Origin of the sequence: Alteromonas macleodii ATCC 27126 (genome assembly GCF_000172635.2) — a bacterium.
Taxonomy (GTDB): domain Bacteria; phylum Pseudomonadota; class Gammaproteobacteria; order Enterobacterales; family Alteromonadaceae; genus Alteromonas; species Alteromonas macleodii.
On the sequence record NC_018632.1, the window covers coordinates 532,972 to 551,114 of the forward strand.

Below are 18,143 nucleotides of genomic sequence, written 5' to 3' on the forward strand. Positions count from 1 at the left end.
TGCGAAACAATTACTGATAACCAGTGCTCTAAAGCAAATTAGAACAACAAAAAGCTCGCATCGTTGCAAAGACAACGTGCGAGCTTTTTTGTAAGTAACGCGGTTAGGCTAATGCACCCTCATCGTGCTGGCTTACTCATTGGTATGATAGATAACCTTTCCCATCAATTGAGCGCGAGTAAACTTACCCATGGCCTCTTGGCTTACAGAGTGGGCCTTGTTATCGCCCGTTAAGGTAAACGTTCCGTCGGTGTTAACATGGTCTACCCTTTTGATAATTACGCCGTAAGTGCTGCTTTTAACAACCACGATTTGCCCGCTACGCAGCCACCTAAAAGGCCATCTCATTGCACAGACAAAATCACCGTCACTTAGAGAAGGCAACATGCTGCTCCCCGTAACCCGCATAATTTTAAACATTTAGAGGTCGGGATAAACCACTTCTTCAGAAGGTGGATAGGGGCACGTTGCTTTTTTGGTTGCGACATCCTTGGTTGCCCAGAAACGCTCTGCAAATTCATTCACTAACGAAAGCAGCTCTTCAGCTTTTTCTCTGCTGACGTGTTGCTTACACCCAGAACCGGCCAGCATGATTTTATGCACCAGCTCGTTAGTATCTGGAAACTTCTCAAACTGAGGGGCTTTAAAGTAATCGCCCCATATTACCCTGACTTCTTGCTTTACTTTCTCTGCATGGGTTTCCTTTTCTGCTACTAGGCGGCTCATTTGCGCTTGGTCTGCGAACGTAAGTGTCTCTTTTTCGGCCAGTTCGTTAAGTAGGTCTACGAAACGAATAACACTCAACGCAGCCAACTGCGCCGAAAACGGATCGTAAATTTTGCAAGGAATGTCGCAATGTGCGCTAACCGCAGGGAAGGGGCTAACGGCATGAAGTTTTGAGAGTAATTGATGAATCATAATTTGTACCCCCTTACTTTGCTGAGCGCTTTTTAGTGTTGAAGTATTTGTAAGCCGCAAAGCCACACGCAGCTGCACAGCCTACAAGAGACGCGTAAAACAGAGCATGCATAACACCGCTAGTCCAGTGTTCATGATCGTGTCCTGCATGAGCGAATGCGCCTGAACTAAATACAGCGGCGTATAGCATTAGAGCTGAGCGTTTAAGGTTAACTTTCATGAATTCTCCTAAAGCGTTAGTAAAAGTAAGGTGAAGTAGTTAGGCGCATAAGTATCGGTGCAACTACACGGCGAAGCGCAGTGGTACATTGCTGTTCACGATGTTGTTCGAGGCGCTGATGACAGTATGAGCTCTGTCGACAATGGCGTTTCGGTGGTGAGGCAGTTTCAGATGAAAGTATGTCTCTTCAAGCAAGCTTGTTAAGCCCATAATCTTAGCTGTCATTGCGTTGTTCTCACCGCCGTCTACCTCAAGCAGAATAACGGCGATATCAAACGCACAGCCAAGGTATGGAATTGCTTCACTGAACTGACCGCTTTGCATAAGCATTGTGCCTTGCATTTCATCGCGCGCCATTACGTGTAGGGCCTGTTCTGGGTTGTTGTAAACCCAATCTGCGTGTTTAGGGCATAGATAGTTTATTTGCATTGTCGCGACCTCCTGTATACACACTAGAACAGTTAAAATAATAATGCAAATGATAACTGTTTCTATTTGTTGAGTGTTAAAGCTATACCCTTTGAGCCAATACACATTTGGTCGCTGATATTGATATACTGCCGCGGTTCAACAATAAAAACGGCTTTATAGGTAATGAAATGAAGATAGCGATGATTGCTGCTATGGCGAAAAACAGAATTATAGGCGCAGATAATGATATGCCGTGGCACTTACCGGCTGATTTAAAACACTTTAAAGCGATCACCTTAGGCAAAGCCGTCATAATGGGCCGCAAAACCTATGAGTCAATCGGAAGGGCATTACCTGGCAGGCCAAACATTGTTATAACGAGTAATGCTGACTACAGCTTATCTGACGCGACGGTAGTAGATTCACCAGAGTCAGCGATTGAGGTAGCCAAAGCGCTAAGCGCAGAGCACAGCGACAACGATGAAATAATGATTATCGGTGGCGGTACTATTTACCAAACGTTCTTAGATAGCACTGACACTTTGTATCTCACACATATTGATTTGACTGTTGACGGAGATACACAGTTCCCAGACTATGAGGCGGCAGCAAGTTGGACGGAAGTATCACGTGATGAACATGACGCCGATGAGAAAAATCCTCACCCTTACACATTCGTTACTCTCGTTCGAAACTAACGGAGAGATTGGAACTAGGTCCAATTTAAAATAAAAAAATGCCAGTGTTGTGAAACTCAAAAATTGAGAGCTTCACAACACTGGCATTTGTATTTTTGCGTTGCGCGCAGATGCTACTTCATTTGGTCGAACAGGTTCTCTAATGAAAGACCCTGATGACCCAACATATCGCGAAGACGGCGAAGTGCTTCTACTTGAATTTGACGAACACGTTCACGTGTTAAGCCAATTTCGGCACCCACATCCTCAAGTGTTGAAGGTTCATATCCCATAAGACCGAAACGACGAGCAAGTACTTCGCGTTGCTTAGGGTTTAGTTCTTCAAGCCAGGTTACAATATTACTTTTGATATCTGAGTCTTGTAAGCTCTCTTCAGGGCTAAACTCTTTCTCGTCAGCAATAATGTCGAGGAGTGCTTTATCATTTTCTCCACCAATAGGTGTATCGACAGAGGTAATGCGCTCGTTTAAACGCAACATCTTAGTGACATCTTCCACAGGCTTATCAAGCGCTAGTGCAATTTCTTCTGCAGTTGGCTCATGATCAAGCTTTTGTGAAAGTTCACGAGAAGCACGTAAATAAACGTTTAGTTCTTTCACTACATGAATAGGCAAACGAATGGTGCGCGTTTGGTTCATGATAGCGCGTTCGATGGTTTGGCGTATCCACCATGTGGCGTATGTTGAAAAGCGGAATCCACGTTCAGGATCAAACTTCTCTACGGCACGAATTAGTCCTAAATTGCCTTCTTCGATTAAATCTAGAAGAGCCAACCCACGGTTGTTATAACGGCGAGCAATCTTAACAACAAGGCGAAGGTTGCTTACAATCATACGTTTACGAGAGGCTTCGCAGCCTTTCAGTGAGCGGCGCGCAAAATAAACTTCTTCTTCTGCGGTTAGCAGTGGTGAAAAACCAATCTCGCCTAGATAAAGCTGTGTGGCATCCAGGTTTTTAGGTTGGTCATCCTGACTGAAAATAGCGTCGTCATTTTCTAGGTCAGCGTCGTTCGTTAAGGTTTCGTCAGCTTTCATATCAGCTGGCATATCGATGACTTCTACATCATCTTGAGGTGTTGATTCTAAGGCTTTCGTTGACTTACCCATCATGAATCTCCTGCTACAAGGTTTACCTTATGACGTTTCTCCTTTGTCTTTTTTTATTGTTATTTATTTTTATTATTTTAATGCTGGCAGGTATTTCATAGGGTCTAATGATTTCCCTCTATACCTAACTTCAAAGTGAAGTTTTACCGAATTTGTTCCGCTGTCACCCATGGTTGCAATTTGCTGCCCTGCCGACACCCATTCTCGTTCTTTGACTAAAATAGTGTCGTTGTAGGCATAGGCACTTAGAAAGGTATCTGTATGCTTAATGATAACCAGATTACCGTAACCTCTTAGTGCGCTACCTGAGTAAACAACTTTTCCATCTGCTGCCGCTACGACTTTACTGCCTTTAACACCAGCGATATCAATACCTTTGTTGCCTGACTCTGACTTACTGAAGGTTCCAACTACCTTACCTTCTGCAGGCCACACCCACTCTTGTACTTTGTCTGGAAAACTCGTCGGTGTTTGTTTTTTGACGCTTTGTGACGGCTTCTTGACAGTTGTAACATTTTGTGGCTTAACAACTTTTTCACTTTCACGATACGCCTGTGGTTGTGGGCGGTCAACCAAACTTTTGTCTACATTTGATGTGGTCGGAGCTGTTGACTGATTGGTCTTGGACTTAGGTATAACGGGGGCTGTAGCCACATTCGAAGGTGGTGTGACGTTTAAAACTTGACCAGGGAAAATGGTGTAAGGAGCTGATAATTGGTTGTATTTTGCTAAGTCGCGATAGTCATTTCCCGTGTACCATGCCACCGCATAGAGGGTGTCTCCCCGTTGAACTTTATAGGTTTTTTTTGTGTATTCTTCGCTTCCATCTGAAACTTGGCTATTTAATAAAACCACGGGAGCGGGTGCACTTCTTCCTGCACAGCCCCCGATGAGTACACAAATATATAACAAAATTCCTATGTGAAGGTGGGGCCTACGCATGTCATCGCAATAGTAAATAAGCGAATATTGCGAGGATGACTACTCCCCATCCAAGCACTTCTACATACTGCCTTAGCTTTTGCTCCATGGCTGCGCCCCCCCAGCGCATGAGTGCTGCGACCAAAAAGAAGCGTGCGCCTCGACCAACAGCTGATGCCAGTACAAATGGCAAGAAGGCCATTTGCAAGAAGCCAGCACTCACAGTGAAAATTTTATAAGGGATAGGTGAGAAACCAGCAAGAAAAACTACCCATACGCCGTAGTCTTTAAACCACTGCATTGCCGTGTCTATTTTGTGGGTATACCCCCAGCTCTCGATAAGCGGAGCCAGCCAAGCATCGAAAGCAAAGTAACCAAGCCAATAGCCAGCTATACCGCCCAAAATCGACGCGATGGTCGTAATAAAAGCGAACTGCCATGCTCTAGCAGGCTGGGACAGTGCCATTGGCGCAAGCATAACATCAGGTGGAATAGGGAAGAAAACCGACTCTGAGAAGCTTAACCCGCCCAAATATTTGGTTGCGTGACGATGTCTCGCCCAGCGTAACGCCATGTCATAACATGGCTCAAAAAGCTTCACATTAGCTCTCCTGCTACAAGGGGAACAAATCGGACCGATTCAATGGTCGATGTTTTTAGTTCACCTTCAATCCTATCAATACATAGTAACGATTGTTGCTCGTTACCTACGGGAATAATCAACCGCCCGCCTTCTTTAAGCTGATCGCACAGATCCTGTGGAAGACTTGCAGCGGCGGCGGTGACAATAATGGCATCGTAAGGGCCCTTGGATGCCCAACCTTTCCAACCATCGCCGTGTTTCATTGCAATATTGTGAAGGTCGAGCTGATTCATTCGACGTTTCGCTTGGAACTGCAATGATTTAATACGTTCAACACTGAATACTTTGGCAAAAAGCTGCGCGAGTATAGCGGTCTGATAACCTGAACCCGTGCCTATTTCTAACACTTTCTCGGGTTTATTAGGGCTATCTAGCAGCAACTCTGTCATTTTCGCAACAATATAAGGCTGCGAAATGGTTTGGCCTTGACCTATTGGCAATGCCGTATTTTGATAGGCCTTATGTTTCAGCGCGTCGGGTAAAAAGCTTTCCCGCGGCGTACCAGCAATGGCGTTCAATACTGCTTGCGAACGTATTCCCTCGTTATAAAGCAGTTGTGCTAACGCGTCTCCTTTTCTAGAAGCTCTCATGATGTTGCGTACTTTCCTTTATTCTTATCCACAGCCACGCGAGGTTTAGTCTGTTGCGCGCCACGCTTTCTCAATACTCTTTACACCCTGTTAATTGGGGACAAGGTTTCCACGCACTCTCTAAGGACTGAGGTTGCAAAGCAGCCACTTGGAAGCGCAAACGAGATAGTAAATGTATCACCCTTACTCTGCCATTCAAGCTGTGAAGGCCAAATTTTTATCGCACGACGCTCTTGTTCGAACCCGCACTGGCTTAAAAAGTCGATAACTTCACTATTTTGCTCTGCAACAGATTGCTCAAGCGCTAGTGTGTCAGCTTGCGTAACAAGTGCTCCTTTACCCCACAGCGGTGCTGAAGGGCTTACGTCTTTGGCATTAAAACGACGTTGTGCGTCTTGCTGCTGCTCAGAGCCGTCGGAACCTTCGTTGATGAAAAAGCTGTTAGAACCTGAAAGCACCAGCGCGTCGCCGTGAGTGACCTTGTCGAACATGTCTTTTTCTAAGCGTGCAGAAAGCATTTCATTAAATAGCCAGCTGCGCAGTGCAGAAAGTGCCATGGAACGTTTGTTGCGGTGTCTGATGGTTTCACCGTTTACCATCCGCTCGGCTATTACTAGGTTTCCACCGCGTTGCACTTCACCCATGTCATTTAAGCGCATCACGCCAAAGCGTTGTTCGCCGTAATAGTTCGGCACACCGTGCTTTTCAATTTCTTGAAGACGCTCTTCAATGGCCTCAGGATGCAGTACCTGGCGCAAGGTAATCGTAAAGTGATTGCCTTTAAGCTGACCCGTTCGCAACTTTTTATTGTGACGCATTTGCTTAAGCACTTTAACGCCTTCCAGTTCAAAGTTGCTGAAGTCGAAGTCAGGCTTACCCGGCGCGTGAATACCAAACCACTGTTGCGTTACCGCGTATTTGTCTTTGCGACCAGCATAGGTAATTTGGCGTAATGGAAGGTTAACGAAACGGGCTAGCTGCTCAGCGACAAACGCGGTATTGGTGTTGGTTTTTTCAATAAATACAAACTGGTGCTCGCCTTCACCACAAGGGGTATAACCCAAATCCTCGACAACTTGAAAATCGTCGGCTTGGAATTTAAAAATACCGGTGGATACGGGTTTTGCGAAATAGTACTGCCAGTGGTCAGTGTGTAAAGGCTTCATAATTTTTCCAGTAGAACAACGGCGTGAGAGGCAATGCCTTCTTTACGGCCTGTATAGCCTAGCTTTTCAGTGGTCGTTGCTTTTACGTTGATGTCGTCAAGCGATACGTTGCAGTCTTGGGCAATAATCTCACGCATAGCAGTAATATGCGGCGCCATCTTAGGTGCTTGCGCCACAATGGTCATATCTGCATTACTTAAGCGGTAACCTTTCTCCCTTACTACATTGACAACGTGACGCAGCAGCACGCGGCTGTCTGCACCCGCGTATGCGTCGTCTGTGTCAGGGAAGTGCTTGCCAATATCACCGAGTGCTGCTGCACCTAGCATTGCATCACACAGTGCGTGTAGTAATACATCGCCATCTGAGTGAGCTAACAGTCCTTGCTCATAGTCGATACTGACGCCACCTATTGTGATGGGGCCTTCACCGCCAAACTTGTGTACATCAAATCCGTGTCCAATTCGCATTATGATTGTGCCTTTTGATTTTTTGCGCTGTGGCTTTGAACTCTGTAGTTTTGACCGTTCTGGCCTTGCGCGCTTAATTTTTGCTTAAGATAAAATTCTGCCAAAGGAAGATCGGCCGGATGCGTTATTTTTATATTTGCCGGACTTCCGCTTACCATGGCAACTTTGTAGCCTTCAAGCTCCATGGCAGAGGCTTCGTCTGTGATATTTGCGCCCTGTGATAAACCATTTTGAAGCGCGCGTTTTAGCAATGTTGCTGGAAAAAGTTGAGGCGTTAAAGCGTGCCAAAGACCGTCCCGGTCTTCAGTGTGAGAAATAACATTTGTTGAAGGTCTGACCCGCTTCATGGTGTCACGAACAGGGGTAGCTAGAATACCGCCAGAAACGTTATCACTGCTCATTAATTCGAGCAGTGCGGAAATATCGCTCTCTTCTATACAAGGCCTCGCGGCATCGTGAACCAGTGCCCAATCGTTCTCGCCAAGTGACATAAGCCCGTTCAATACACTATCAGCGCGTTCCTTTCCGCCATCTACAACGCGAATGGGTTTTTCACGTAACCGATATTGATCAAAATACGCGTCACCTGGGCTTATCGCTACGATCACGTCATCGATTAACGGATGCTGTAGCAGCGCGTCAATAGTGTGTTCAAGAATGGTTTTACCATTTAAGGTGAGGTATTGCTTTGGGCGGTCAGCCTGCATTCGGCTGCCAACTCCGGCTGCGGGGATAACCGCAACAACGCGGGGCGATGTCATTTTCTTCACTTAGAATCTGCGGGCAAAATACGGTAGAAGGTTTCTCCCTTTTTGATCAGACCGAGTTCATTTCGGGCTCTTTCTTCAATGGCTTCTAGACCAATTTTTAAATCGCTAATATCAGCTTTAAGTAGGGCATTGCGCTGAGCGAGGTTGGCATTTTGAAGGGCTTGAGAGTGAACTTCTTGTTTTCGGTTGAAGTAATCGGGAATACTATTTTTTCCAAACCATAGCCTGTATTGCAATAGACCAAGCAGTACTATCAATACAATGGGAAGCCATTTACCTTGCAACACAGATTCACCTGACAATGTGGTTAAGCGGAAAAAAGCAGAGGCTCTTCGCCTCTGCTGTGTCTTATTATGCCGCGAAGCAGCGTCGAGTCAAAGGCGCATTATTCACCTTGGCCCAATTTTCCCTTCAATTTATCAAACAGCTTACTTTTTTGCTGCTCAACAACGTTGTTAAGTTGAGCTTGAAGCAGCTCCTGAAGGGCGGCACTGTCGCCTTGGGCTGCGCTAAGCATACTGTTTACGTCAACAAGCTCGCCTGATAGCAATGATTGTTCGTTACTTATCATGCTGTTGAGTTTGTTGTTTAATTCATCCAGCTTGTCTTTTTGGCTGGCAGTAAGCTGTGAAAGCGCCGCTTTAGCCAGCTTATTATCCAGATCAGACTTAATGTTAAAGCCAGGGTCTGAAAGCGTGCCGTCTAGCAGCATCGTCATGTTTAGGCTGGTTAACGTTTGCAGTGCCTGCGCAATAGCACTGGTGATATCACTGGTGCCAGTTGCTTCCATAACGAGCTGCTGAAGGTCAACTTCGCCCGTACCGGTAAGCATGTTATCAGTGACTTTCATCGATCCATTGGTTTTCATCAGCGCTGATTTAAGCACCGCATTTAGTGTTTCATTACCGCTAAATGAAATGTTAGACATATTCACACCGGCTAGCTGCCAGACTTGGCTAGCGTCAACCCCGTTGCCGTCAATCCAGAATTCACCGCTGGAAGTAAACGACTTTAGTAACTCGCCCGCTGCTTCAATAGTAAAGGTGGTGGGGTTACCGAATACTTCGTGAACGTTTGTAATGTTGTTCCATTTGCTGGTGATAGATTCATTTTGCCAAAGCACTGATACATTGGCTTCTTTCACCAAAATCGACGGCACTTCAGTCGGTGCTTCACTTTTTTCTTCACCTTGAATGAGCGGCATAACAATTTGCATTGCTGCCATAAGGTACTCAGTGTATTCCGCCGCTTTGTCGCCAAACACAAAGTAAGTGACTTGAGAAAGTGCCGCTTGGTCACCTGCAATTACCCCTTTCAGCAACGCGTAATCTTCTTGTGGCGCTTTCTTAAGTGCTTCAACACTTTCACTAAGGGCTTGTTTGGCATCGCTCGCTTTTTCCGTGAAATTGCTAATAAGCGCGCGGTCTGCCTGCATTTCTTCTTTCAACTTATCAAAAGAAGACTTTGCCTGTACCAAGGCTTGAGGGTCTTTGTAGTTCGTTTCTTTTAGCTGGGCAACTTGCGTTTTATAGTACTCAATGCGCGCCTTATCAGGTAAAGATTCATAATCGTTTTTAAGGCCCTTGCCGTAAGTTTCGTAGGCAGACTTCGCATTTTCAATGGCAGCAGTGGTTTTTAGTGGATTGCGGGCGAGAAGTTCGTCAACCGTAGGCACGGCTTCTTTGGCTTTTGCTTTAATTTCGTCAAATGACAGTGAACGTTCTGGAACGCGATAAACTTCACCTTCAGACTCGCGCTGTGTATCGAACTGCACTTTCAGTAAATCAAGATTGTTTACGATAACTTGATCATCTAACAGTGGCTTCAGCTCAACGTCTGCGTGAGCTTCACCTACAAAAACTTGGTTGTGAGTAGGCTTTGTGGGGTTGGTGAGTGCAATACCTTTCAGCGTAACAGTTGTTGGAAAAAGAGAGTGGTCGAACTCGTCGATATTCACTTCTGCTCCATAGGATTCGCCCAGCTTGGACTCAAGAATAGATTTGATGATGGTATTGGCGAACAGGAAATACACCAAAAATAGCAACACGAAAAAACCGACAACCCATAATAAAATAGGCTTACCCTTTGAACCACTGCTCATATTCAACTCCTTGATTTTTTGCGCGTCTGGCTTTTATTGCGCATAAGTCACTACTTTGGTGGCTAGTATATCGCTCAATAAAAAGTAATCGATTAACCGCCACTTATGGTGCCTCTGAGTGTAATGCACTCAGGTCTTTTCTTCCATACGCAGAAGGTAGGTGTATTGATTAAACCATGTGAGCTTTTAAACAACTTGACGTAAGAGAAGCAAAATTCGGCAAAGTTTACTTTTTTTAAAAGAAAATTACCCTGAGCTATGGAGTGGTAGCAGCAGTAAAGTGAGCCTGCTTCTCAATGCTTTGCAGCAAAGCGCAGCAGGCTCGTTGAAATGTAAAATGCTTTAAAGCTTAAAGCGGTTCGCAATGTCCATTATTGCTATACAGCTTGCGCGTAACGCCTGGCTCGCAGCTGCTAATTCATCTGCCGTTCTCAAGCTACTATCAGCAGCACCCGAAAGCGCATTGATGCGCATATTCGCTTCGGTAGCGGCTTCCGCTTGCTGCTCGGTAGCCCGCGCTATTTCGCTACTCATATCTGCAATTTCAGTCATTAAGCGATCAGCCTCTTGCAGATTTTGATTCGCCTGTATAGCGTTGTCTACCGTTTTGGTTGACGCTGACTGGCTTACTTTTACTGCATCTACTGCGCTTTTGGCATTACTTTGCAGCTTTTCTATCATCGCTTGGATTTCATCGGTACTTTGTCCGGTTCGACTTGCCAGTGTACGCACTTCATCAGCTACGACGGCGAAACCTCGTCCTTGCTCGCCAGCTCGCGCTGCTTCTATAGCAGCGTTAAGCGCCAGTAAGTTAGTTTGTTCGGCAATGCCGCGGATTACATCAAGTACAGCACCAATGCTTTCAGTCTGCGCAGCAAGTTCGGTAACCGCGCTACTTACGCTTTCAATATCAGAGGTAAGAGAGCGTATATCGTTAACGGTACTATCCACAACCGAGGCGCCGTTTTGTACGTTACCCCGCGCGCTGCTGGTACTTTTTTCTGCAGAATCTGCGTTATTGCTAACCTCATTTATCTGCGTTGTCATCTCTTCCATGGCAGCGGCAACTTGAAGCATGTTTTCATTTTGCGTCTGTGCCTGAGCGTTACTATTTTTACTTGATGTTTCTACAAGTTCTGCTTGCTGGGTCAGTGAATTAATATTCTCACGGATCCCCAACAGCGAATGGCGCATTTTTTCGGTATATTCATTAAAGTAGCGTGCCAAACGCGTTACTTCATCTTGGCCAGTTTCAGGCAACGAGCGGGTGAGATCACCTTCTCCTTGTGAGATATCCTTCATTCGCTCACTTACTTCTTGAACCGGTTTCACTATGCTGCCGCCAATAACATAAACAAGCACCACAACTAGCACTATGCTAACCAGACAAAACACCGCAATCACATTGCGAAGATGAGCAAATTCTTTTTCAAGATTGGTAAGGTAGATACCAGAGCCCACTGTCCATCCCCACGGCTTGAACTCTTTAACGTAGGAAATTTTGTCGGTAGGTGACTCTTCACCGGGAAGCGGCCATACATAATCGACAAAACCTTCACCTTTCGATTTCACTTTTTGCGCCATTTCTATAAAGAAGGCTTTGCCATTCCCGTCTTTAAAGGTTCGTAAATCTTGACCGTCAAGGGCGGGCTTGATGGGGTGCATAACCATAGATGGCGTTTGGTCTTGGATCCAAAAGTAGTTGCTTCCGTCGTATCGTAGCGCTTTGACGGCCTCTAACGCCTGTTGCTTAGCGGTTGCCTCGTCTACGTCGGTGCGCGCCGCGAAGCTACTGAGCATGGTATGAACCACCTCGACCAGGTGCTGATTTTCATCATAAGACTTTTGCTTTAATGCTTCGTAGTGCCTGTTTAAAACAACGGCAGTAAGAAGTACAAATAACAGCGTAATTAGGGCAACGATAATGCCCAAACGTTGAATTAAACTGAATTTTCTTAACCACATCGGCAAATACCTATCTATTTGTATTTTTGTTTTTTTAAAGTGTAGACGGTTTTTATACTTCTACTTATTACTCCAGAGTTAAATTAGACAAATGTACCAAAATTTAAGTATGGCACTTTTTGTGGTGTTTATTCAGCAATCTAAAGGCAGTCGAACTGTTGATTTAAGCTCTTTAAGGGAAATACTTGATGATATATCTGATATGCCGGGGAGTTTTCGCAGTACTGTATCTACAAAGTGGCCGTAATCATCCAAGTCTCTGGCCACCACTTGTAGTAAGAAATCAGCGCCACCTGTGATGTTGTGGCAGCTTAAAACGTTGTCGCAGCGTTGAATAATATCAATAAAGTCACTCGTTGTTTTTGTGTCATGGGCTGTGTAAGTGAGCTGTACAAACGCCAGCACGCCATACCCTAGCTTTCGTTTGTTCAGGTTCGCTTGGTAACTCTCAATGTATCCTTCGCTCTCTAATCGTCTTACGCGTCTCCAGCAGGGTGTTTCACTCATATTGAGCTTTTCAGCCAGCTTGGCGTTCGACAGTTTTCCGTCCTTTTGAAGTAAGGCTAAAATTTTCTTATCAACATTATCCATGCTCTTCTTTACGTCCTATTTGATGGATTCTTTCCTAAATTAAATGCCAATTAAAAGCTTCTTTCAATTTGGGCTATTTAAGCTAAATAGAAAGCAAGGTTATTTCGCGAGCACTCTTTTAGAATTAGTCACAATGGTGTGAACACTTATTAGTCTTATTTTGGAGGGCTGTAATCATGAAAGCTGTGGTATTTGAATCGTTTGGTGGACAATTAAATATTCAGGACGTAAAGAAGCCCATGCCAAAATCTCACGGAGTAGTGATACGGGTAAAAGCCACAGGCGTGTGCCGCAGCGATTGGCATGGCTGGATGGGACATGATGATGGAATAAACTTACCTCATGTACCGGGTCATGAATTTGCTGGCGTTGTAGAGTCCGTTGGAAGCGATGTAAAGCGATTCAAAGCGGGCGATAAAGTTACGGTGCCTTTTATTAGTGCGTGTGGAAGATGTTCAGAATGCTCTTCGGGTAATCACCAGGTGTGTGGTAACCAAACACAGCCGGGTTTTACTCACTGGGGCTCGTTTGCAGAATATGTAGAAATCGATTTTGGAGACGTTAATCTGGTTCATCTCCCTGAAGAAATAGACTACGTGACTGCGGCTAGTTTGGGTTGCCGTTTTGCTACATCATTTCGCGCAGTGGTTGACCAAGGTAAGGTGAGCGCTGGGCAATGGGTCGCTGTTCACGGCTGTGGTGGCGTTGGGCTATCTGCTGTGATGATTGCATCGAGTATTGGCGCAAACGTTATTGCCGTTGATATTTCAGATGACGCACTAGCATTGGCGCAAAAGCTTGGCGCTGATGTGGTGATAAATGCTAAAAATGAAAAGGATGTGTCTGCGACAATTAAGCGCCTCTCATCAGGCGGTGCGCACGTGTCAATTGACGCCTTAGGAAATCCTATTACCTGTGTTAACTCGGTAAATAGCTTAAGAAAGCGTGGTAAACATGTTCAAGTTGGTTTGCTATTAGCTGAACAGTCAACGCCTCCTATTCCCATGGATACGGTCGTTGCACATGAGCTTGAAGTAATAGGTAGTCACGGTATGCAGGCGTATCGTTACGAGGCCATGTTTGGCATGATCGCCACAAAAAAGCTGAATCCCCAAGCCCTGATTGGAAAGATAATTTCACTTCAAGAAGCGCCTAAAGCGTTGACTGAAATGGACAAATATTCACAACCTGGCGTGACCGTTATTTCTTTTGATGAAAAGTGAAAAACAGGGCTTGTTGAGCTGCGTGTGAAATGTCATCTAACGCACTGAATACGTAGCTTGACAGAGAATCAAAAAAACTTTGCTGGTAGGGGCTTGGCAGGGCGATTTTGTGTGCTACCATCCGCGCAAATTTGGCACTGTCGTGATCTTCATCCAAAAGTATAAAGTTAAAAGAAGAACGACAGGTCAACGCAGGGTTTCGACTTTGCTTGTTTTTTAGCCGCTTCCATGTAACCGTGAGCAGTCTTACACGGCGGGAACGCTTTTTGTTACAGCTATTTCTATGAAAGGGTTGCAATGCTCATTAACGACACACTTCATACAACTTCACCCCTACGCCAGCGTATAAGAGACTACTATCGCATTAGTGAGTCGGTGGCTGTGGATCAAATCCTTCCCATTGCCGAGGTAAACCCACGTGCACGAAGCCGTGCATGGGAACGCGCACGAAAGATGGTGCTTCAAATTCGCCGAGAGCAAGAAGGGCACGGTGGTGTTGACGCATTATTAAATGAATACTCGCTATCTACAGCAGAAGGTGTGGTATTGATGTGCTTGGCTGAAGCCTTGCTGCGTGTTCCAGACAAAGCCACTCAAGATGAGCTTATTCGTGACAAACTGTCTCAGGGACAGTGGACACCTCACTTGGGGAATTCAGAGTCGTTATTTGTTAACGCATCGGCGTGGGGCTTGTTGTTTACGGGCAACATGGTGAACTATGCCGACAAGCGCAAGAAAGAACAGTTTGGCTTATTAAAACAAACCCTTGGCCGCTTAGGTGAACCTGTTATTCGCCGCGCTATGAACATTGCGATGCGCGTTATGGGTCGTCAGTTCGTTATGGGCGAAACCATTGAAGATGCGGTAGATCGCGCCAAAGAGAAAGAAACCAAAGGGTACGTATATTCTTACGACATGCTAGGCGAAGGCGCACGCACTATGCGCGACGCTGAGCGTTACTACGATGCATACGTAAAAGCAATAAAAGTAATCGGTAAAGCGGCTAACGGACGCGGTCCTAAGCGTTCACCGGGGATCTCGGTAAAGCTTTCTGCTATTCACCCACGCTTTGAATTTTCTCACCGCGAACGCGCCATGGCAGACATTCCGCCGCGCTTGAAAGCGCTGTGTATGATGGCGAAAGAATACGATATCGGTTTAACCGTAGATGCGGAAGAAGCTGACCGTCTAGAGCTTTCTCTAGATATTATTGAAGCTGTATTTCGCGATGAAGACCTGAACGGTTGGACAGGCTTTGGCTTGGCCGTACAGGCGTACCAAAAACGCGCAATCCACGTTATAGAGCACTTACGTGAACTTACCCTAGAGGTAGGTCGTCCGCTAATGGTGCGTTTAGTTAAAGGTGCCTATTGGGATACTGAGATTAAGCTTACTCAACAAGCGGGCCTTGAAGAGTTCCCTGTATTTACCCGTAAGTCGTCAACAGATGTGTCATACCATGCCTGTGCGAACCGTCTACTTGAATATCGCGACACCATTTACCCGCAGTTTGCGACTCACAATGCCTACACAGCGTCTGTAATTGTTGAGCTTGCTGGTGACGACAAAGAAGGTTTTGAGTTCCAGTGTCTGCACGGTATGGGCGATACTCTTTACGATCAGGTGGTAACACAGGATAAAATTCAGTGCCGTGTTTATGCACCTGTAGGTGAACACGAAGACTTATTGGCCTACCTTGTACGTCGTCTTCTTGAAAACGGCGCGAACTCGTCGTTTGTAAACGCCATCGTTGACGATGAAAAACCGGTTGAGTCTTTGCTTGAAGATCCGGTAGAGAAAACACAACGCCTGAAAGTACGCTATAACAAGTTAATCAAAACCCCACGTGGGCTGTATGCGCCAGAGCGCGATAACTCGCGTGGTCTAGACCTTACCGACACCAATGCGGTAACGGCGCTTAAACACGAACTTGAACGCTGGCAGGATTACTACAAAGTGACCGGTGAAGTGCCAGAAGGTGCGACAGCGGTACTTAGCCCAACTAACCACAACGACGTGGTAGGTTATCACCATTACGCTACGCCTGATGATATGCGTAAAGCATTAGATGAAGCCGAAGCTGGGTTTGAAGCATGGTCTAAACGCGATGTAAGCGAGCGCGCTGAAATACTTAATCGAACAGCAGATGCGCTTGAGCGCCACATGGCAGAACTTATCGCTATCTGTATGCGTGAAGCCGGTAAAGTAGCGCAAGACAGTATTGATGAAGTGCGTGAAGCCGTTGATTTCTGTCGCTACTACGCGGCGCGTGCAGAAGAGCTTGCTGAAGATCAACGCTTACTTCCTCGTGGTGTTGTGCTTTGTATTAGCCCGTGGAACTTCCCACTAGCCATTTTCTTAGGCCAGGTGGCAGCGGCACTTGTAACAGGTAACACGGTTATTGCTAAGCCTGCTGAACAAACCAGCATTATTGCGCAGCGTGCGGTAGATATTATGCACTCGGTAGGCCTGCCAGAAGACGCACTGAAACTTATTGTGTCGCCTGGTAAAGAAGTGGGCGAAACCCTTCTACCAGACGAGCGCATTAAAGCGGTAATGTTCACAGGTTCAACGCAAACCGGTACGTTAATTTCTCAAGTGCTTGCAGAACGTGGTGGCGAACAGGTGCCATTGATTGCAGAGACGGGCGGTCAAAACTGTATGATTGTTGATTCAACTGCACTGCCAGAGCAGGTAGTTGATGACGTGATCCACTCTGGCTTCCAAAGTGCCGGTCAGCGCTGTTCAGCGCTTCGCGTATTGTTCGTACAAGATGAAATTGCTGATGACCTTATCGAAATGCTAACCGGCGCCATGAAAGAGCTTACCGTTGGTGATCCAACGCAGCTTGCTACCGATGTGGGCCCTGTAATTGACGAGAAGGCGCTTAAGAGCCTAACCGATCACCAAGAGTATATGGAAGATAAAGCTAAGCTGCTTTATCGCAATGAAATGCCAGCAGGCTTTGAAAACGGTACTTTCTTTGCGCCGACCTTATATGAAATCAAGAACATTGATGTGCTTGAAAAAGAAGTGTTCGGTCCTGTGGTACATATTGTTCGCTTTAAGTCGAAAGACCTTGATAATGTGCTAGAGCAAATCAATGGCACAGGTTACGGCCTGACTATGGGCATTCACTCGCGTATTGAAGAGCGTGCCAACGAGCTAGCAGCGAAGAGCCGCGCGGGTAACGTGTACATTAACCGCAACATGATTGGCGCTATTGTTGGCGTTCAGCCATTCGGTGGACGTGGATTGTCTGGTACAGGTCCAAAAGCGGGTGGCCCTAACTATCTGCCTCGCTTAATGATGGAGCGTGCCACACCTAAGCCATCGCACATTGATGATGTAGATGGTACTGATGCAGCGCTTGTCGGTGATGAAAAGATTGCCGAGCGTGCGCACGTAATGATGGATAAAGCGAAAGCGGTAGAAGTGCAGTGGCGTCATACGCCGTTGAATGACCGTATTTCTATGGTACGTCAGCTTCTTGCTAAAATTGCGAAAGTGGACATCGTTGACGAGCTTGCTGATGACTTGAACCGTACGCTTGCGACGGCGCGTCAGCAGTTAACCAGTGTTGAACGCAAGCTTGCCAAGCCACAAACCTTGCCGGGGCCAACAGGTGAATCGAACAAGCTTTACCTAGAGCCTCGCGGGATCTTGGTGTGTTTTGCCGATAAAGAAGTAACCTTTGAATACTGGTTACTGTCTATTGTGACCGCGCTATCAACGGGTAACCCGGTAGTATCAGTTGTGTCTGAAATCTTCTATGAAGAAGCCGTTGAAATTCAAAACAAGTTTGAATCAACTGGCGCACCAAAAGGCTTATTCCAGGTAGCGCGTCTTGCGCATCTAGATACCTTGCTAATGGATGAAGATTTATCTGGCGTGGTGGTCGACTCTGGTACTGAGCGTACTGCGCGTATTACAGCAATGCTGTCATCTCGCGAAGGCGCTATCTTGCCGGTTATCACAGCTGAATATAACGATAACCTTATTCAGCGTTTGATGACCGAAAAAACCATCAGTATTGATACTACGGCATCAGGTGGTAACACATCGTTGATGACCCTAGTTGAAGATGATGAATAAGCGGTAATACTTGCGGTAAATACCGACTTGTCAAGATAGCGATTTAATTGAGAGCTATCTTCACAACATGTCATTCAAAGGCCAGCGCTAAGCTGGCCTTTTTAATACCTTATTCCTACCTTTCTCATTTATTTCTAATTCCTTGCTCTTTCCTTAACCGGACCTTAACCCTGCGTTTGAAATACTCGTGTCAGTTAATTTAAAAAAGCTGCGCATAGACCTTCGAAAGTAAGCTGTGCGCCAAATAATAGGCAC

The 18,143-nt window shown here is 45.9% G+C and carries 18 protein-coding genes; 3 read left to right on the forward strand and 15 right to left on the reverse strand.

Annotated features, from left to right (window positions below):
* Nucleotides 1-132 precede the first annotated feature (132 nt).
* The 4 genes from MASE_RS02350 to MASE_RS02365 all read right to left on the reverse strand — a co-directional run bounded on the left by MASE_RS02350 (nucleotide 133) and on the right by MASE_RS02365 (nucleotide 1,567).
* Nucleotides 133-420, reverse strand: a complete 288-nt coding sequence (locus MASE_RS02350) for a S24/S26 family peptidase (RefSeq protein WP_014948152.1) — start codon at nucleotides 418-420, stop codon at nucleotides 133-135.
* Nucleotides 421-918 carry a superoxide dismutase, Ni gene (gene sodN / locus MASE_RS02355; RefSeq protein WP_014948153.1) on the reverse strand — a complete coding sequence of 166 codons (498 nt, stop codon included), beginning with the start codon at nucleotides 916-918 and terminating at the stop codon, nucleotides 421-423.
* A 13-nt stretch (nucleotides 919-931) separates the two neighbouring features.
* On the reverse strand, nucleotides 932-1,138 hold the full coding sequence (locus MASE_RS02360; protein ID WP_014948154.1) for a hypothetical protein: 207 nt from the start codon (nucleotides 1,136-1,138) through the stop codon (nucleotides 932-934).
* A gap of 63 nt (nucleotides 1,139-1,201) precedes the next feature.
* The gene (locus tag MASE_RS02365; RefSeq protein ID WP_014948155.1) at nucleotides 1,202-1,567 is read right to left on the reverse strand and encodes a hypothetical protein; all 366 of its coding nucleotides are present in this window, start codon (nucleotides 1,565-1,567) and stop codon (nucleotides 1,202-1,204) included.
* Between the two features lie 182 nt (nucleotides 1,568-1,749).
* Here MASE_RS02365 and folA point away from each other — a divergent pair, with 182 nt between their 5' ends.
* A complete protein-coding gene (gene folA, locus MASE_RS02370; protein ID WP_041693359.1) occupies nucleotides 1,750-2,247 on the forward strand; it encodes a type 3 dihydrofolate reductase in 498 nt (165 codons plus the stop codon).
* Nucleotides 2,248-2,360: 113 nt separating this feature from the next.
* On the opposite strand, the gene rpoS is transcribed toward folA, so the two are convergent.
* The 11 genes from rpoS to MASE_RS02425 form a co-directional block, all read right to left on the reverse strand.
* Entirely contained in the window at nucleotides 2,361-3,353 is a 993-nt protein-coding gene (gene rpoS / locus MASE_RS02375) for an RNA polymerase sigma factor RpoS (RefSeq protein WP_014948157.1), read from the reverse strand.
* A 72-nt stretch (nucleotides 3,354-3,425) separates the two neighbouring features.
* Nucleotides 3,426-4,265 (reverse strand): peptidoglycan DD-metalloendopeptidase family protein, encoded by an 840-nt coding sequence (locus MASE_RS02380; protein ID WP_014975595.1) that lies wholly within the window; start codon nucleotides 4,263-4,265, stop codon nucleotides 3,426-3,428.
* 31 nt (nucleotides 4,266-4,296) lie between these two features.
* The gene (locus tag MASE_RS02385; RefSeq protein WP_014948159.1) at nucleotides 4,297-4,875 is read right to left on the reverse strand and encodes a YqaA family protein; all 579 of its coding nucleotides are present in this window, start codon (nucleotides 4,873-4,875) and stop codon (nucleotides 4,297-4,299) included.
* Nucleotides 4,872-5,507, reverse strand: coding sequence for a protein-L-isoaspartate(D-aspartate) O-methyltransferase (locus tag MASE_RS02390; protein ID WP_014948160.1), 636 nt, complete (start codon nucleotides 5,505-5,507; stop codon nucleotides 4,872-4,874). Before MASE_RS02390 ends, MASE_RS02385 begins: the two co-directional genes overlap by 4 nt.
* Nucleotides 5,508-5,587: 80 nt before the next feature.
* Nucleotides 5,588-6,673, reverse strand: a complete 1,086-nt coding sequence (truD, locus tag MASE_RS02395; protein ID WP_014948161.1) for a tRNA pseudouridine(13) synthase TruD — start codon at nucleotides 6,671-6,673, stop codon at nucleotides 5,588-5,590.
* Nucleotides 6,670-7,143 carry a 2-C-methyl-D-erythritol 2,4-cyclodiphosphate synthase gene (gene ispF / locus MASE_RS02400; protein ID WP_014948162.1) on the reverse strand — a complete coding sequence of 158 codons (474 nt, stop codon included), beginning with the start codon at nucleotides 7,141-7,143 and terminating at the stop codon, nucleotides 6,670-6,672. Before ispF ends, truD begins: the two co-directional genes overlap by 4 nt.
* Nucleotides 7,143-7,904: a 2-C-methyl-D-erythritol 4-phosphate cytidylyltransferase gene (gene ispD / locus MASE_RS02405; RefSeq protein WP_014948163.1), complete on the reverse strand. Its 762-nt coding sequence runs from the start codon at nucleotides 7,902-7,904 to the stop codon at nucleotides 7,143-7,145. Before ispD ends, ispF begins: the two co-directional genes overlap by 1 nt.
* Before the next feature lie 5 nt (nucleotides 7,905-7,909).
* On the reverse strand, nucleotides 7,910-8,200 hold the full coding sequence (ftsB, locus tag MASE_RS02410) for a cell division protein FtsB (protein WP_014948164.1): 291 nt from the start codon (nucleotides 8,198-8,200) through the stop codon (nucleotides 7,910-7,912).
* 98 nt (nucleotides 8,201-8,298) lie between these two features.
* Nucleotides 8,299-10,014, reverse strand: coding sequence for a TIGR03545 family protein (locus MASE_RS02415; RefSeq protein WP_014948165.1), 1,716 nt, complete (start codon nucleotides 10,012-10,014; stop codon nucleotides 8,299-8,301).
* A gap of 342 nt (nucleotides 10,015-10,356) precedes the next feature.
* Complete coding sequence (locus tag MASE_RS02420) at nucleotides 10,357-11,979, reverse strand: methyl-accepting chemotaxis protein (protein WP_014948166.1); 1,623 nt, start codon at nucleotides 11,977-11,979, stop codon at nucleotides 10,357-10,359.
* A 132-nt stretch (nucleotides 11,980-12,111) separates the two neighbouring features.
* A complete protein-coding gene (locus tag MASE_RS02425; RefSeq protein ID WP_014948167.1) occupies nucleotides 12,112-12,570 on the reverse strand; it encodes an Lrp/AsnC family transcriptional regulator in 459 nt (152 codons plus the stop codon).
* 176 nt (nucleotides 12,571-12,746) lie between these two features.
* On the opposite strand from MASE_RS02425, the gene MASE_RS02430 reads away from it, so the two are divergent.
* On the forward strand, nucleotides 12,747-13,793 hold the full coding sequence (locus tag MASE_RS02430) for a zinc-dependent alcohol dehydrogenase family protein (RefSeq protein ID WP_014948168.1): 1,047 nt from the start codon (nucleotides 12,747-12,749) through the stop codon (nucleotides 13,791-13,793).
* A 297-nt stretch (nucleotides 13,794-14,090) separates the two neighbouring features.
* Nucleotides 14,091-17,888 (forward strand): bifunctional proline dehydrogenase/L-glutamate gamma-semialdehyde dehydrogenase PutA, encoded by a 3,798-nt coding sequence (gene putA / locus MASE_RS02440; RefSeq protein ID WP_014948170.1) that lies wholly within the window; start codon nucleotides 14,091-14,093, stop codon nucleotides 17,886-17,888.
* Nucleotides 17,889-18,143: the final 255 nt, after the last annotated feature.

Bases quoted from the DNA above. Each gene is read 5' to 3' on its own strand.
- MASE_RS02350 (WP_014948152.1), bottom strand. From the start codon at position 420: ATGTTTAAAATTATGCGGGTTACGGGGAGCAGCATGTTGCCTTCTCTA.
- sodN (WP_014948153.1), bottom strand. From the start codon at position 918: ATGATTCATCAATTACTCTCAAAACTTCATGCCGTTAGCCCCTTCCCT.
- MASE_RS02360 (WP_014948154.1), bottom strand. From the start codon at position 1,138: ATGAAAGTTAACCTTAAACGCTCAGCTCTAATGCTATACGCCGCTGTA.
- MASE_RS02365 (WP_014948155.1), bottom strand. From the start codon at position 1,567: ATGCAAATAAACTATCTATGCCCTAAACACGCAGATTGGGTTTACAAC.
- folA (WP_041693359.1), top strand. From the start codon at position 1,750: ATGATTGCTGCTATGGCGAAAAACAGAATTATAGGCGCAGATAATGAT.
- rpoS (WP_014948157.1), bottom strand. From the start codon at position 3,353: ATGGGTAAGTCAACGAAAGCCTTAGAATCAACACCTCAAGATGATGTA.
- MASE_RS02390 (WP_014948160.1), bottom strand. From the start codon at position 5,507: ATGAGAGCTTCTAGAAAAGGAGACGCGTTAGCACAACTGCTTTATAAC.
- truD (WP_014948161.1), bottom strand. From the start codon at position 6,673: ATGAAGCCTTTACACACTGACCACTGGCAGTACTATTTCGCAAAACCC.
- ispF (WP_014948162.1), bottom strand. From the start codon at position 7,143: ATGCGAATTGGACACGGATTTGATGTACACAAGTTTGGCGGTGAAGGC.
- ispD (WP_014948163.1), bottom strand. From the start codon at position 7,904: ATGACATCGCCCCGCGTTGTTGCGGTTATCCCCGCAGCCGGAGTTGGC.
- MASE_RS02415 (WP_014948165.1), bottom strand. From the start codon at position 10,014: ATGAGCAGTGGTTCAAAGGGTAAGCCTATTTTATTATGGGTTGTCGGT.
- MASE_RS02420 (WP_014948166.1), bottom strand. From the start codon at position 11,979: ATGTGGTTAAGAAAATTCAGTTTAATTCAACGTTTGGGCATTATCGTT.
- MASE_RS02425 (WP_014948167.1), bottom strand. From the start codon at position 12,570: ATGGATAATGTTGATAAGAAAATTTTAGCCTTACTTCAAAAGGACGGA.
- MASE_RS02430 (WP_014948168.1), top strand. From the start codon at position 12,747: ATGAAAGCTGTGGTATTTGAATCGTTTGGTGGACAATTAAATATTCAG.
- putA (WP_014948170.1), top strand. From the start codon at position 14,091: ATGCTCATTAACGACACACTTCATACAACTTCACCCCTACGCCAGCGT.